This window comes from Paraburkholderia podalyriae (genome assembly GCF_014397785.1).
In the GTDB taxonomy this organism is placed as follows: Bacteria; Pseudomonadota; Gammaproteobacteria; order Burkholderiales; family Burkholderiaceae; genus Paraburkholderia; species Paraburkholderia podalyriae.
This window is the reverse complement of the sequence record NZ_VZQQ01000005.1, coordinates 195556-208278: the sequence shown is the minus strand read 5'-3', so window position 1 is coordinate 208278 and position 12723 is coordinate 195556. Positions and strand designations below refer to the sequence as shown.

The following is a 12723-nucleotide window of genomic DNA, read 5'->3' as shown; positions in this document are numbered from 1 at the left end:
GGATGCAGTGCATAGTTTGAGCCTATGTCGTCACGCTTTCCGGGCTGTTAATGGATGTGTAGGCGCCGAATATACGTTTCACAAAATGCCGAGAAGCGTTTGACCACCTCACGCGCCTTGACGGTGCTCGACAGTGCAATGCCGAGCGTTGTCGCATTGACGTTTTCCTTGAAACGTTTAATCACGAAGTCTTCGCCGTCCACTGTCCGGGTCGACTTCAGCGGGAAGTTGAGTATGCTGTAACCCAAGCCGTTGGCGACCATGCCACGCACCACTTCAGGCTGTGACGACCGGAAAGCCGCGGTAGGGCGGCTGCCCACTGCGTCGAACAGCGCGGAAAAGTACTCGCGGCTATGCGGAAGGTCCAGCATCACATAGGGCTCAGGCAGCAGATCGGCCAGCGATACCTTGCGTGCCCGTGCAAGCCGGTGTGTCTTGGGCAGGATGACATACGGCGGCAGCGAAAGCAGCGGGGTAAACGCGATTCCATCGGTGATATCGAGGCTGTAGGTCAGCGCGATATCGAGCGAGCCGTCGTGCAGGCCGCTCAAAAGCGTGTCCTGATGCGCTTCCGTCGTACGAAAGGTGATCGCGGAGTAATCCTGCACGAAGCGGCTGATGATGCCGGGCATCAGCGGCGGGGCCAGCGACACCATGCAGCCCAGCGAGATGGAGCCCGACATCCCGCCGTCGATTTCCGTCGCGGTCAACTGCAATTCCTCGGCGTTCTGAAGCAGATTGCGAGCGTGGCCGAGCAGATCGCGGCCCGGTTGCGTGAGGGACAGGCCGCTGGCGTGATGGCGGATGAACAGTTGGACGCCGAACGATTCCTCCAGATCCGCGAGCGACGTCGAGATGGACGGCTGCGAAATGTGCAGCCGCTTTGCCGCGGCGGTGAACGAAAGCGTCTCGGCCGTGACGACAAAGTACCTGAGCTGACGCAACGAGTAGCGTATCGAGTTGCCGTCCATCAGTTGCTCCATGATCGGTCGAACCGATTGTCGCGCGCTAATTGTCGCTTGCATAGCGAAAAACGATGCAAAGCATTTTTAAAATATAGTTTTTGTTGTCCGCGACGCGGCGTAGATTCTGTCCGACCGCTTTTCAGAAGGAGAAGGCCATGGCGGCTGAAACATTGTCGATCGATACGCTGGTCATAGGCGCGGGTCAGGCTGGCGTGGCAATCAGTGAACACCTGAGCAAACTCGGCGTGCCCCATCTTGTGCTGGAGCGCGACCGCATCGCCGAACGCTGGCGTACATGCCGCTGGGATTCGCTGGTCGCCAATGGTCCCGCCTGGCACGACCGCTTCCCTAATATGGAGTTCGAAGGACTCGATCCCGATGCGTTCGCAGCCAAGGATCAGGTCGCCGATTACTTCGAAGCCTATGCGCGCAAGTTCAATGCGCCGATCCGCACAGGGGTCGAGGTCACGAGCGTCGAGCGTAAGAAGGGCCAGCCAGGATTTACGATCGCAACGTCCGATGGCACGATCGAAGCCAGTCGCGTGGTGGTTGCGACAGGGCCGTTCCAGCGTCCCGTCATTCCCCCCATCGCGCCACAGGACGTCAACCTCACGCAGCTTCATTCGGCCGACTATCGCAACCCGGCGCAACTGCCCGAAGGCGCGGTGCTCGTGGTCGGCGCGGGGTCGTCCGGCGTGCAGATCGCGGATGAACTGCAACGTGCGGGCCGCACGGTTTATCTGTCCGTCGGTGCGCATGACCGTCCGCCGCGCGCTTATCGCGGTCGCGATTTCTGCTGGTGGCTGGGTGTGCTCGGCGAATGGGATAAGGAAGTCGCCGTTCCGGGACGCGAGCACGTGACCATCGCCGTCAGCGGCGCATACGGCGGCCAGACCATCGATTTTCGCAGGCTCGCGCATCGGGGTATGACGCTCGTCGGCACGACGAAATCGTTCGCGAATGGCGTGGCGACCTTCGAACAGGACCTCGCCGCCAATCTGAAGCGTGGCGACGAAAACCTGATGTCACTGCTTGATGCCGCCGACGACTACGTCGAGCGCAACGGCGTCGACCTGCCGGAAGACCCCGACGCACGCTTTATTCCACCCGATCCGGCGTGCGTGACGCATCCGCTGCGGGAACTGGATCTGAGGAAGGCGGAGGTGAGCACGATCATCTGGGCCACTGGCTATGCCGTCGATTTCCGCTGGCTGCACGTGAACGCGTTCAACGATAACGGCAAGCCGCAGCATCAGCGCGGTGTATCGAAGGAGCCCGGCGTGTATTTCCTCGGCTTGCCGTGGCTGTCGCGGCGCGCGTCGTCGTTTATCTGGGGCGTTTGGCACGACGCCAGACACATTGCCGATCACATCGTCACACAGCGAAAATACCTCGCGTATCGCGACGCGTCGCAGCGTCAGCAGGACGCGCGCGCTATGCCTGGCGCGAATACAACCGCGAATGCAAGCGCGAATCCAACCGATACGGCGTGCGACGCATCGCACGCTCCGAAGGCCAAAGAAGTGGGAGTGAACTGATGCCTACGCATACTCGCATCCGCATGTTCAATACGAAGGAGACGTACCCGAACCAGTCGCTCGACAACGATCTTTGCCAGGCGGTTCGCGCGGGCAATACGGTCTATGTGCGCGGCCAGGTCGGTACCGATTTCGACGGCAACCTGATCGGTCTCGGCGATCCACGCGCGCAGGCCGAGCAGGCGATGAAGAACGTCAGGCAGCTTCTCGAAGAAGCGGGCAGCGATCTGTCGCATATCGTCAAGACGACGACTTATATCACCGATCCGCGTTATCGCGAGCCGGTGTACCAGGAAGTCGGCAAGTGGCTGAAGGGCGTATATCCGATTTCGACCGGGCTCTGCGTCAGCGCGCTCGGCCAGCCGCAATGGCTGATGGAAATCGACGTGATCGCCGTGATTCCTGACAACTGGAAGCCCGCTGAGGCGTAAGGAGCCGCTCATGACATTCTCGATCGTCGGACGTTGTGGGAAGACCGGTCAGCTCGGTATCGCGATCAGTTCATCGAGCATTGCGGTCGGTGCGAGGTGTCCGTGGGCGCGCGCTGGCGTCGGTGCGGTGGCGACGCAGAACGTGACGTTGCCCGCGCTCGGGCCGCAGATTCTCGATCTGCTGGACAGCGAACGTATCGCGGCGGATGTGGCGCTCGAACGGGCGCTAGGCGCGAGCGAATGGAGCGAGTACCGGCAGGTGACGGTGGTCGACAGCGAAGGGCGAACCGCGCTTTTCACCGGCAAGGAAGCACTCGGCGTGCATCACGCCGTCGCGGGAAATCAGTGTGTGGCAGCGGGTAATCTGCTCGCCGGCAAGCCGGTGATCGACGCGATGGTGAAAGCGTTCGAGGGCGCACAAGGCGCGCTCGCCGAGCGTCTGCTACACGCGATGCATGCGGCCGTAGAAGCTGGCGGAGAAGCAGGCCCCGTGCATTCGGCGGCTCTGAAGATCGTCGATACGCACGTGTGGCCGGTCGTCGATCTGCGGGTCGATTGGGCGGATGACGATCCGATCGGCAAACTCGACGCGCTATGGCAAGCGTATCGGCCGCAGATGCTGGACTACATCGCGCGCGCGTTGAATCCGACCGCGGCGCCGAGCTACGGCGTGCCCGGCGATCAGTGAGCTGTCGAGCCCCTCGCTCGAACCGTTCAGCGTGGGAAAAACCCGACTCAGGATTTTCTGACGTCTGGATCAGGCATTGCCGTAATCATTTGCAGCCGCTGACGACTGCGCGCTATCGACCGTTGATTCACCATCGCTAACTGTTGCGAAGATCGAAAGGCGACGTGCAAAATGATTGCGGACTTTCTGGACCGACGCAGGCGCTTGCAAGAGATCGATAGAATCTGCCTGCGCCTGTTCGACACGTGGTGCGAGGCGCGCAGCCTGACGCCATTGGCATACCTGCTGTGTTGCTGGCCGTTGCGCGACAGTCATCCTGCCGCGATACGCCGTTTGCAGCAGACGTTGAAGGAACTGCGCCGCTATCATGCGGAAGGATTCGATGCCGGCACGTTCCTGGCGCTAGACCTGCTTGTCGACTGCCTTGACGAACTGACCGATCGTGCAGACATTCCGGTGAAGTTTTCGCTAGTCAACTAGCCGGGCGCAAAGTGCGCGCCGCGACGCGTGCGAATGCGATCGCGGTTGGCAAGTATTCCCGCCATCGCCGTTACATCATTTCCGGTCTCGCCAGCCGGGTTCCATCGGTAAAGCGCGTCAATCGGTACGGCTGTATGTCGATCCCGGTCGCGTCATTCGTCACGATGCGGCTCACTAGCATGCCGGCGCCCGGTCCCAGTCCGAATCCATGGCCGCTGAACCCGGACGCGATCACGAGGCCGGGGGTGCTATGCACGCGTGACATCACCGGCACCAGATCGGGCGTCGTGTCGATCGCGCCCGCCCACGCATCAGCGATCCGCAATCCTGACAGTTCGGGAAACACCGTCGCGACGTTTTTCAGAGCACGGGCCGGCCACTCGGCATCGGGTGCAGGATCGAGAACCCGCGTCAGCTCGAACGGAGAAATGTCGTCGTTACGCCAGTTCGCACTCCCTTCGGGGCCGCCGAAAAAGGGCTGCGCCATCCGGAACTTGAGCTTCTTGTTGATTTTGCTGCGGAACATCTTGCGAAACTTGACCGCGTGCCGCAGGTTCTGTGGCGCGATTTCCATTCGTCCGTAGCCGGGGACCGCGATCGTATAACCGCCGTCGAGCCGCCGCCTCATCGCGAAGTTCGGGCCCGAGAAGCACCCGTCTATCACGGCCGGCGCTTCGGCCGTGCGCAGCGCGGTGCCGATCACGTTGAGCGCCGGCAGATCGATGCCATGATGCCGGCAGAACAGAGCACTCCACGCGCCTCCGGCCAGCACGACGCTGCTCGCGCCGATCAGGCCGCGCTCGGTCCATACACCGGCGACCCGGCCCGCGCTGATGTCGAGTCCGCGAACCGCGCAGGTCTGATGCACGCGCGCGCCGAGTCGTTGCGCGCCTTTTGCAATGGCGGGCGCAGCGATGGACGGCTCCGCGCGTCCATCGGAATGCGACCACACGCCGCCCGCCCACTTCGCCTGGCCATTCGGAACGCGCGCTGCCAGTTCGCGAGCCGACAGCAACTGACTGTCGAAGCCAAGCGCACGCGCCTTGCCGAGCCAGGTTTCCCATTGCGCGACGTCCGCGGACTTCTCGCTTCCGTACAGAATGCCGGTTCGCCGGAAGCCGATGTCTTCGCCGAGTTCGTCGCTCAACTCGCCCCAGCGCGTGAGGCTCTGCATCGCGAGCGGCAACTCGTGCAGGTCGCGGTTCTGCTGGCGCACCCAACCCCAGTTGCGTCCCGACTGTTCCGCGCCAATGATGCCTTTCTCGAGCAGCGCGACCGATACGCCGCGCCGCGCAAGCTCGTAAGCGGTGCTGACGCCGATGATGCCGCCGCCGATCACTGCGACGTCGCAGCGATCGGGGAATCCCTCGCTATTCGAGACTTCGTCGATTCTTAGCATGTTCGAGCAACCGTGGATTGACATGACCGGCGAATGCCGGGTGCCTGTGGCGCAGTCAGAAGATCACGTAGATCTTGCGCAGCGTTTCGTCGATGTTCCAAAGCCCTTCCGTGTTTGCTTCGAAAAACAGCGTGTCGCCGGCGGCGAAGCGGATCGTGTCTTCTCCGTCGGGCGTGAAGGTGCCGCTGCCCTTGATGAAATGCATGACCTCCGCCTGCTTGACGGAACGCCTGTAGGTGCCGGGCGAGCACTCGAACACGCCGGTATCGACCGCTTCATGACCGGCAATCACGTACTGGCGTCCCGATACGCGCGACGGTTCGGTGCCGGGCAGACCGGCGGTTCCCCAATCATCGAGCGCGGTGACGTGCGCCGCTTGCCTGATCTGCTGAACTTTCATGTGGCTTGTTCCTGTTGTCGTGAGCGCAGGTCGATACGTCGTTCGATGCGGCCTAGCCGGACCACGGTGACGCCGGCGCGCAACTGGCGCAGCGAGGGCATCACCAGCATGCAGTCGTCGTACGGAGTCGAGACCGGCTGGCCGTCGGACCATGCGATCACGGTGCCGGCTTTGTCGAAAGTTTCGAGCCCGGTGTAGGGACCCGCGAAGCGGAAATCCATGCTCTTCGCGACGACCGGTTCGGTCACGCGCACGATCAGCATTTCGTCGGGCAGCGGCGCGATCCATCCGGACGGCAGGTCGGCTGCGTCGACGATGCCCGACAGCAACAGAAAACGTGCGGTGCAGTCGCGCGCGACCGTCACCGCGCTGGCTTCCCAGTGCTGGCCGCATTCAATCAACAGCGCATTCTTCGGACTCGCGTCGTCGCCGAAGCCCTCGTAGTCGCGCATCCGGCGGCCTTCGGGATGGCCTTCGTCCTGGATCACGGTGGCGGGCGCGCCGAGCCGCTCGGCCAGTTCGGCGCCTTTGCGCAGCGGGCCCGCAACGATCAGCGGCGCGCTTTTTTCATGCATCGAATGCAAGTCGAGCAGCAGGTCCACCGTGTCGATCACCGGCCGCATCGCGCGCGCACGATCGAGCTCGGACGAGCGCGTCGCAACGTCGTCGAGCTTCGCGGCGGTCCATACGCGGTTGAAGTCCTGATCGACGAAACGCGCTTTGTCGGGTGTCGCCCGGTCGAACCGCGCGTAAGCGGCGACGTTCGCGAACGACAGCGTGAGCTTGCCGCGGCGCGGCCGCAGGGCGCTGCGCAACAACGCGTCGACGGTGATCGCGCCGCACACTTCGTTGCCGTGCGTCAGCGCATTGATCATCACGTGCGGTCCGGGTTGGCCGGAGTCGAACGTGTGCAGGTAAGCAATGCCGGTATTGCCGGCGGCGTGCGCCGAGAGGTCCGGAAATTCGACTTCGATCGGATAGGCTTGCATGTTCACTCCAGTCCTCCCTGACACAGATACTTGATCGACAGATAGTCATCCAGTCCGTACTTCGATCCTTCGCGACCGTAGCCGGATTCCTTCACGCCGCCGAACGGCGCCGCCTCCGAAGCGAGCGCACCTTCGTTGATGCCGACGATGCCCGCTTCCAGCGCGCGCGATACGCGCTCGATACGGCGCATGTTCTCGCTATAGAAATACGACGCCAACCCGAATGGCGTGTCGTTCGCGGCCAGCACCGCTTCCTGCTCGCTGTCGAACGGGAACAGCGGCACGACCGGGCCGAAGGTTTCCTCGCCGCACAATGCCATCGACGCGGTGGCGTTGCCTAGCACCGTGGGCGCGTAGTAGCGCGGCCCCAACTCGGTGAGCCGACGTCCGCCGGTCAGCACGACCGCGCCGTTCTCGAGCGCGTCGTCGACATGACGCGCGATCTTTTCCACCGCCCGTTCGTTGATCATCGGGCCGATCTGCGAAGCCGGATCGCTCGCGGGCCCGACCCGCAGCTCGGCCACTTTCGCGCACAGCAGCGCGGAGAACTGCTCGTAGACGCCGCGTTGCACGTAGACGCGGTTCGGGCACACGCAGGTCTGTCCGCCATTGCGAAATTTCGCAACGAGCAGGCCATTGACTGCTGCATCGAGGTCGGCGTCGTCGAACACGATGAAAGGCGCATTGCCGCCGAGTTCCAGCGACAGCTTCTTCAGCGTGCTCGCCGATTCGCGCGCGAGGTGTTTGCCGACGGGCGTCGAGCCGGTGAACGTGATCTTGCGCACGCGGCTGTCGGCGAGCCATTCACCGACCGTCTTCGCCGCCGCGGCGCGCGAGGCCGAGATCAGGTTCAGCACGCCATGCGGCACGCCCGCCTCGTGCGCCAGCATCGCGAGCGCGATTGCGGTGAGCGGCGTATCTTCCGCGGGTTTCGCGACTACCGTGCAGCCTGCCGCGAGCGCCGGCGCGATCTTGCGCGCGATCATCGCGAGCGGAAAATTCCACGGCGTGATCGCGGCGACGACCCCGATCGGTTCCTTGATCGCGCTCATCCGTTTGCCGCGCTGCTGCTGCGGAATCAGATCGCCGTAGATGCGGGTAGCTTCGTCGGCGAACCACGCGACGTACGACGCGCCATAGCTGACCTCGGCGCGCCCTTCGGCGAGCGGCTTGCCTTGTTCGAGCGAAATCAACGCGCCGAGCGCGTCGCGATTCGCGATGATCAGCGCGTGCCAGCGGTGCAGCACGGCCGCGCGTTCGCTCGCGAGGCTCGCACGCCATGCGGGCAGCGCTTTGGCGGCGGCGTCGGTGGCGGCTCGCGCGTCGCTGGGGCCGCTGTCGGCCACCTCCGCGATCAGCTTGCCGGTTGCCGGATCAGTGACCGCGAACCGGCGGCCGTTCGCAGCTGCGATCCACTTGCCGTCGATGAAGTTGTCCGTGCGGATCAGCGCACGGGCCTGCTGTTCGAGATTCGTGCTCATGTGATGTCTCCAGTGCGGTTGGGGTGCGGGGCAGAGCGCCCGGCACGCGCCGGGCAGTCATGCTATCCGCGCTGCGTGAGCAGTGTCTATTGACGACCCGCGCTGGCGACCCGCGCCGCGATTGCCGCGCCGACTTCCGCGGTCGATGCGCTGCCGCCCAGGTCGCCGGTGCGCGGGCCGTCCTTCAGCACCTGCGTGATCGCGGCGACGATCGTGTCGTGCGCCTCGCGCTCGACACCCGCGCCGTTGCCGAGGAAGTCGAGCATCATCGCGGCCGACCAGATCATCGCGACCGGATTGGCGATGCCCTTGCCGGCGATGTCGGGCGCCGAACCGTGGACCGGCTCGAACAGCGACGGAAAGCGCCGGTCGGGATTCAGGTTGCCTGACGGCGCGATGCCGATCGTCCCCGTGCACGCGGGACCGAGGTCGGAGAGGATGTCGCCGAACAGGTTCGACGCGACCACCACGTCGAAGCGATCGGGGTTCAGCACGAAGCGCGCGCACAGAATGTCGATGTGCTGACGGTCCATCTTCACGTCCGGGTAGCGGGCGGCCATTTCATCGGCGCGCGCATCCCACCACGGCATGCTGATCGCGATACCGTTGCTCTTCGTCGCAACCGTGATCTTCTTCGCGCGGCGCTGCGCGAGATCGAACGCGAACTTCATCACGCGCTCGGTGCCGTGACGGGTGAAGATCGACTGCTGCATCACGACTTCGCGGTCGGTACCCTCGAACATCGTGCCGCCCACCGACGAATACTCGCCTTCGGTGTTTTCGCGCACGATCATGAAGTCGATATCGCCCGGTTTGCGGTTCGCGAGCGGGCAGGGCACGCCTTCGAACAGGCGGGCGGGGCGCAGGTTCACGTACTGGTCGAATTCGCGGCGGAACCTGAGCAGCGACCCCCACAGCGAAATATGGTCGGGCACCTTGTCGGGCCAGCCGACCGCGCCGAACAGAATTGCATCGCAGTCCTGCAACTGCTCCTTCCAGTTGTCGGGCATCATCCGACCGTGTTGCGCATAGTAGTCGCACGACGCCCATTCGATCTGCCGGTAGTCGATGCCGAGGTCGAAGCGCTTGCAGACGGCATCCAGCACGCGCAGGCATTCGGGCATCACTTCGGTGCCGATGCCGTCGCCGGGAATGACGGCAATCCGGTATTTGCGGGTCATACGTTTCTCTCCTTGCGGTAATCGCGCGCTGTCTGCCGACACCGCGGGTTTCGCCAATTGGGGTTGCGTTCGGGTGTCGGGCCGCGCATGGGTATCAGTACCCGCGGGTCCGGTCGATCAGGCCGTTCATGCGCTCGCCCGCGCGATGAAGACGAAGGTTTTCCAGCACCGCATCGACAGCCGATTCGGGCCGCGTCGCGCTCGCGATATGCGGCGTGATGCGCACGCGCGGTTGCGCCCATAGCGGATGGTCCGCGGGCAGCGGCTCGGGGTCGGTGACGTCGAGCACCGCGCTGTGAAGCTGCCCGCCTTGCAGCGCGTCGAGCAGATCGCCGCCGACGAGTTGCGCTCCGCGCCCAACGTGCACCAGCGACGCGCCCCGGGGCAGCGTGTCGAATAGCCGGCGGCACAGCAGCCCGCGCGTCGCGTCTGTCAGCGGCAGCAGGCAGATCAGCACGTCGGTGCGGGCCAGCAACGCATCGAGCCCGGCGTCGCCCGCATAGCAGGCGATACCGTCGATCTCGTGCGGCGAGCGGCTCCAGCCCGCGCACGCAAAGCCGAATAGCCGCAAACGCCGCAGTACCGCCGTGCCGAGCATGCCGAGGCCAAGCACTCCGATCCGACGCGACGCCGCAGCGCGTAGCGGCAGCGGCTGCCATACGCGCGCCTGCTGTTGCAACGCGTAATCGAACAGATCGCGGTGAATCGCCAGCACCGCCTCGGTGACGTACTCGACCATGCCCTCGACGATTCCCGGTTCGAGCATGCGCACCACCGGCAGATGCGCCGGAATCTGCGACAGATCCAGTTGATCGACGCCTGCGCCGACCGAGAACACGACTTCGAGATTCGGCAGCGTGACCGCGAGGTCGCCGGGTTGCCACGCGACCAGATAGCGCACGGCCTCGGTATCGCCGATGTCCGGAAACACGCGGAACGGGATCTCGGGCGCCAGCCGCGCAAACCGCTCGGCCCATAGCGCGCCGCGCACCGGATCGGCTTTGTAGAGGACGGCCATCGCCGTTTATGCCATTGCCTGGTTGATGATGCCGTACGCGCGCCAGGTCGCGTCGGGGGCCGCCTCGCGCGCGTCGGCGCAAGCGTTGCGCACCATCTTTTCGACGGAATCGACGCGCGTCATGCCGACGCTCGTCAGCCAGTCGTGGATGCCGGCATCGCCCGGCACGTCGATCCGCACGAAATCGCCGGCATGCCGCGCGAGCCAGTAAGAGATCAGTGCGCGGGCGCGCAGATCGTCGGATGAGCGTTGCGCGACCACCGGTCCGATCGAGTAGCCGCGTCCGAACGGTCGGAACAGCGAGAAACCGAGCACTTCGCCGGCGCGTTCGAGCACCACGCCTTGCGCGAATTCGAGCAGCGACGGTATCGTCGCGCTGCGGTCGAGGCCGCTCGCACGCGATGCGAGTTCGATCAGCCGGGGCGTGTCCGCGGGCGTCGCCGCACGCAGATGTTCGCCGGGCGGCGGCGCGACGGCGGCCACACTGCCGAGCGTACCCTGATGCTGGGTGAGTCCGCCGCAGGCGACGAAGCCCAGCTTTTCATAAAGCGGCTTGCCGGCGACCGTTGCATGCAGGAAGGTCACGCGGTTGCCGAGTTCTTCGAGCACCAGTTCCATCAGCTTGCGGCCGATGCCGCGTCCCTGTTCGTCCGGCGACACGATCACGAGGCCCAGCGTGCCCCGGTCCGCGCCGAACTTCCAGCACAGCGCGGTGCCGATCACAACACCATTGTCTTCGGCGACGAAGCCGGTGCCGGCGTCGCACATGAAGCGCCAGTCCTCGGCGCGGTGCGGCCAGCGCACCGCAACGGAGAGGCCGTGCGCGGCGGCGATGTCAGCGGACGTGAGACGGCGGTAGCGGGGTGGTTTCTTCATGGTTGGTTCGGACACTGCAAACTCCTGCTGGCGGCGTAATCAGTCTGGACAGTCTAGACTTTCGCATTCCCTGTGCCCGCTTCATAGGACGATCTTTTTGTTATTGGCGCGCACGCATGGTCGCACCCGATTCGCTTCGGCCAGCCACGCGCAGCGCAACGGCGCAGGTATTTTTGTCGTTCACTCCGACGGTGCTATATTCAATATAATGATGAAGATTGCACGACCGTTCATTGTAGCGACGGGCGTGCCTCTTCGCATGCCACGGGCCGTGCCCGGCACGACAACCGCAACGTCATCGACAGGAAACCCATGCAGCGAACACAGATCATCAAGAAGCGCGCGGCCGACCCGGGTCATGGCGACGTCGGCACTCGTCTGCGCGCGCTGCGCGTCGCGCAGGGTCTGTCGATCAACGAGCTGGCGATGCGCGCAGGCGTATCGGTAGGCACGGTCAGCCAGGTCGAGCGCAACAAGGCCAATCCGTCGGTGCGCATTCTCGAGCGCCTGCGCCAGGCGTTGGAGGTTCCGCTCACCGCGCTCCTCGAAGAAGACGACGCGGTCTCGGACCCGATCACCGGCGATTTCGTGCGCAAGGCGGCCGAGAGACCGCTGTTCGAAGTCGGCAAGAACGGCATGCAGAAAGAATTGTTGTCGCCGCACGGCGATCACGATTTGCAGATGATGATCATTATGCTGCCGGCCGGCGCCGGTTCGGAAGAAGTCCTGGTCGGCATCGGCGAGAAGGCGGGATTGGTGCTGGAAGGCACGGTCGTGCTGAATGTCGGCGACCGGCGCTCCGAGCTGCGCGAGGGCGACAGTTTCCAGTTCAAGAGCACGGTGCCGCACAGCGTGCGCAACGAAAGCAGGAAGACCGCGCGCTTGCTATGGATCATGAATACGCAGCCGCCCGTCATTCACCTCTGATCTGTCTATAACGCGAGCCGCGTGTCGTGTTGTCGTGTGTGGCAGGCGGCTCTGTCCTCCCTCTCTTTGCATCGCGTCGTTCTGATGCGTCGTGTCCTGGTCACGCGGACGGCGGCTGACGTCAACGCCTTTCTTTCTCTTTTTTGCCTCTTTCATTTTTGCGCTGCACGAGCGGGTGAACGTGTCGCGTGGCCTCGCTCGTGCGCCACAGCCGCGCGGGCTTGTTGCTTGCGCGCGCCACTGCGGCAGCGCCTGCTGCGCGGCCGGCAATGTATCGCAGCGCACAACGAATTTTTCGCAGAGTTTATTTTTGACCACTAGTATTTCATTCGATGTTCATTAAAATGAAC

13 protein-coding genes are annotated in these 12723 nt (G+C 64.1%); 5 read left to right on the top strand and 8 right to left on the bottom strand.

Going from position 1 to position 12723, the window contains the following annotated elements; genetic code table 11:
- Nucleotides 1-47: 47 nt before the first annotated feature.
- Nucleotides 48-971: a LysR family transcriptional regulator gene (locus F6X42_RS08010; RefSeq protein ID WP_187633675.1), complete on the bottom strand. Its 924-nt coding sequence runs from the start codon at nucleotides 969-971 to the stop codon at nucleotides 48-50.
- Nucleotides 972-1120: 149 nt separating this feature from the next.
- Between F6X42_RS08010 and F6X42_RS08005 the strand changes: the two genes are divergently transcribed.
- The 4 genes from F6X42_RS08005 to F6X42_RS07990 all read left to right on the top strand — a co-directional run bounded on the left by F6X42_RS08005 (nucleotide 1121) and on the right by F6X42_RS07990 (nucleotide 4102).
- A complete protein-coding gene (locus tag F6X42_RS08005) occupies nucleotides 1121-2503 on the top strand; it encodes a flavin-containing monooxygenase (RefSeq protein ID WP_187633674.1) in 1383 nt (460 codons plus the stop codon).
- Nucleotides 2503-2934: a RidA family protein gene (locus F6X42_RS08000; RefSeq protein WP_187633673.1), complete on the top strand. Its 432-nt coding sequence runs from the start codon at nucleotides 2503-2505 to the stop codon at nucleotides 2932-2934. Before F6X42_RS08005 ends, F6X42_RS08000 begins: the two co-directional genes overlap by 1 nt.
- A gap of 10 nt (nucleotides 2935-2944) precedes the next feature.
- Entirely contained in the window at nucleotides 2945-3622 is a 678-nt protein-coding gene (locus F6X42_RS07995; protein WP_187633672.1) for a DUF1028 domain-containing protein, read from the top strand.
- 171 nt (nucleotides 3623-3793) lie between these two features.
- The gene (locus F6X42_RS07990; RefSeq protein ID WP_187633671.1) at nucleotides 3794-4102 is read left to right on the top strand and encodes a hypothetical protein; all 309 of its coding nucleotides are present in this window, start codon (nucleotides 3794-3796) and stop codon (nucleotides 4100-4102) included.
- 70 nt (nucleotides 4103-4172) lie between these two features.
- On the opposite strand, the gene F6X42_RS07985 is transcribed toward F6X42_RS07990, so the two are convergent.
- From F6X42_RS07985 to F6X42_RS07955, 7 genes are all read right to left on the bottom strand, one after another.
- The gene (locus F6X42_RS07985; protein ID WP_187633670.1) at nucleotides 4173-5501 is read right to left on the bottom strand and encodes an NAD(P)/FAD-dependent oxidoreductase; all 1329 of its coding nucleotides are present in this window, start codon (nucleotides 5499-5501) and stop codon (nucleotides 4173-4175) included.
- A 55-nt stretch (nucleotides 5502-5556) separates the two neighbouring features.
- Complete coding sequence (locus F6X42_RS07980; protein ID WP_187633669.1) at nucleotides 5557-5901, bottom strand: cupin domain-containing protein; 345 nt, start codon at nucleotides 5899-5901, stop codon at nucleotides 5557-5559.
- Complete coding sequence (locus F6X42_RS07975) at nucleotides 5898-6890, bottom strand: M14 family metallopeptidase (RefSeq protein WP_187633668.1); 993 nt, start codon at nucleotides 6888-6890, stop codon at nucleotides 5898-5900. Before F6X42_RS07975 ends, F6X42_RS07980 begins: the two co-directional genes overlap by 4 nt.
- Before the next feature lie 2 nt (nucleotides 6891-6892).
- Entirely contained in the window at nucleotides 6893-8371 is a 1479-nt protein-coding gene (locus F6X42_RS07970) for an NAD-dependent succinate-semialdehyde dehydrogenase (protein ID WP_187633667.1), read from the bottom strand.
- Nucleotides 8372-8457: 86 nt separating this feature from the next.
- A complete protein-coding gene (locus F6X42_RS07965) occupies nucleotides 8458-9552 on the bottom strand; it encodes a tartrate dehydrogenase (protein WP_187633666.1) in 1095 nt (364 codons plus the stop codon).
- Between the two features lie 94 nt (nucleotides 9553-9646).
- Nucleotides 9647-10570, bottom strand: a complete 924-nt coding sequence (locus F6X42_RS07960) for a 2-hydroxyacid dehydrogenase (RefSeq protein WP_187633665.1) — start codon at nucleotides 10568-10570, stop codon at nucleotides 9647-9649.
- Nucleotides 10571-10576: 6 nt separating this feature from the next.
- Nucleotides 10577-11446 (bottom strand): GNAT family N-acetyltransferase, encoded by an 870-nt coding sequence (locus F6X42_RS07955; protein WP_222945511.1) that lies wholly within the window; start codon nucleotides 11444-11446, stop codon nucleotides 10577-10579.
- Nucleotides 11447-11758: 312 nt separating this feature from the next.
- Here F6X42_RS07955 and F6X42_RS07950 point away from each other — a divergent pair, with 312 nt between their 5' ends.
- Nucleotides 11759-12373, top strand: a complete 615-nt coding sequence (locus F6X42_RS07950) for a helix-turn-helix domain-containing protein (RefSeq protein ID WP_187633663.1) — start codon at nucleotides 11759-11761, stop codon at nucleotides 12371-12373.
- Nucleotides 12374-12723 lie beyond the last annotated feature (350 nt).

What these genes read in the sequence shown, in the direction of transcription:
- F6X42_RS07970 (WP_187633667.1), bottom strand. Translation starts at nt 8,371, where the DNA reads ATGAGCACGAATCTCGAACAGCAGGCCCGTGCGCTGATCCGCACGGAC.
- F6X42_RS08005 (WP_187633674.1), top strand. Translation starts at nt 1,121, where the DNA reads ATGGCGGCTGAAACATTGTCGATCGATACGCTGGTCATAGGCGCGGGT.
- F6X42_RS07965 (WP_187633666.1), bottom strand. Translation starts at nt 9,552, where the DNA reads ATGACCCGCAAATACCGGATTGCCGTCATTCCCGGCGACGGCATCGGC.
- F6X42_RS08000 (WP_187633673.1), top strand. Translation starts at nt 2,503, where the DNA reads ATGCCTACGCATACTCGCATCCGCATGTTCAATACGAAGGAGACGTAC.
- F6X42_RS07955 (WP_222945511.1), bottom strand. Translation starts at nt 11,446, where the DNA reads ATGAAGAAACCACCCCGCTACCGCCGTCTCACGTCCGCTGACATCGCC.
- F6X42_RS07985 (WP_187633670.1), bottom strand. Translation starts at nt 5,501, where the DNA reads ATGCTAAGAATCGACGAAGTCTCGAATAGCGAGGGATTCCCCGATCGC.
- F6X42_RS07950 (WP_187633663.1), top strand. Translation starts at nt 11,759, where the DNA reads ATGCAGCGAACACAGATCATCAAGAAGCGCGCGGCCGACCCGGGTCAT.
- F6X42_RS07975 (WP_187633668.1), bottom strand. Translation starts at nt 6,890, where the DNA reads ATGCAAGCCTATCCGATCGAAGTCGAATTTCCGGACCTCTCGGCGCAC.
- F6X42_RS07990 (WP_187633671.1), top strand. Translation starts at nt 3,794, where the DNA reads ATGATTGCGGACTTTCTGGACCGACGCAGGCGCTTGCAAGAGATCGAT.
- F6X42_RS07960 (WP_187633665.1), bottom strand. Translation starts at nt 10,570, where the DNA reads ATGGCCGTCCTCTACAAAGCCGATCCGGTGCGCGGCGCGCTATGGGCC.
- F6X42_RS07980 (WP_187633669.1), bottom strand. Translation starts at nt 5,901, where the DNA reads ATGAAAGTTCAGCAGATCAGGCAAGCGGCGCACGTCACCGCGCTCGAT.
- F6X42_RS07995 (WP_187633672.1), top strand. Translation starts at nt 2,945, where the DNA reads ATGACATTCTCGATCGTCGGACGTTGTGGGAAGACCGGTCAGCTCGGT.
- F6X42_RS08010 (WP_187633675.1), bottom strand. Translation starts at nt 971, where the DNA reads ATGGACGGCAACTCGATACGCTACTCGTTGCGTCAGCTCAGGTACTTT.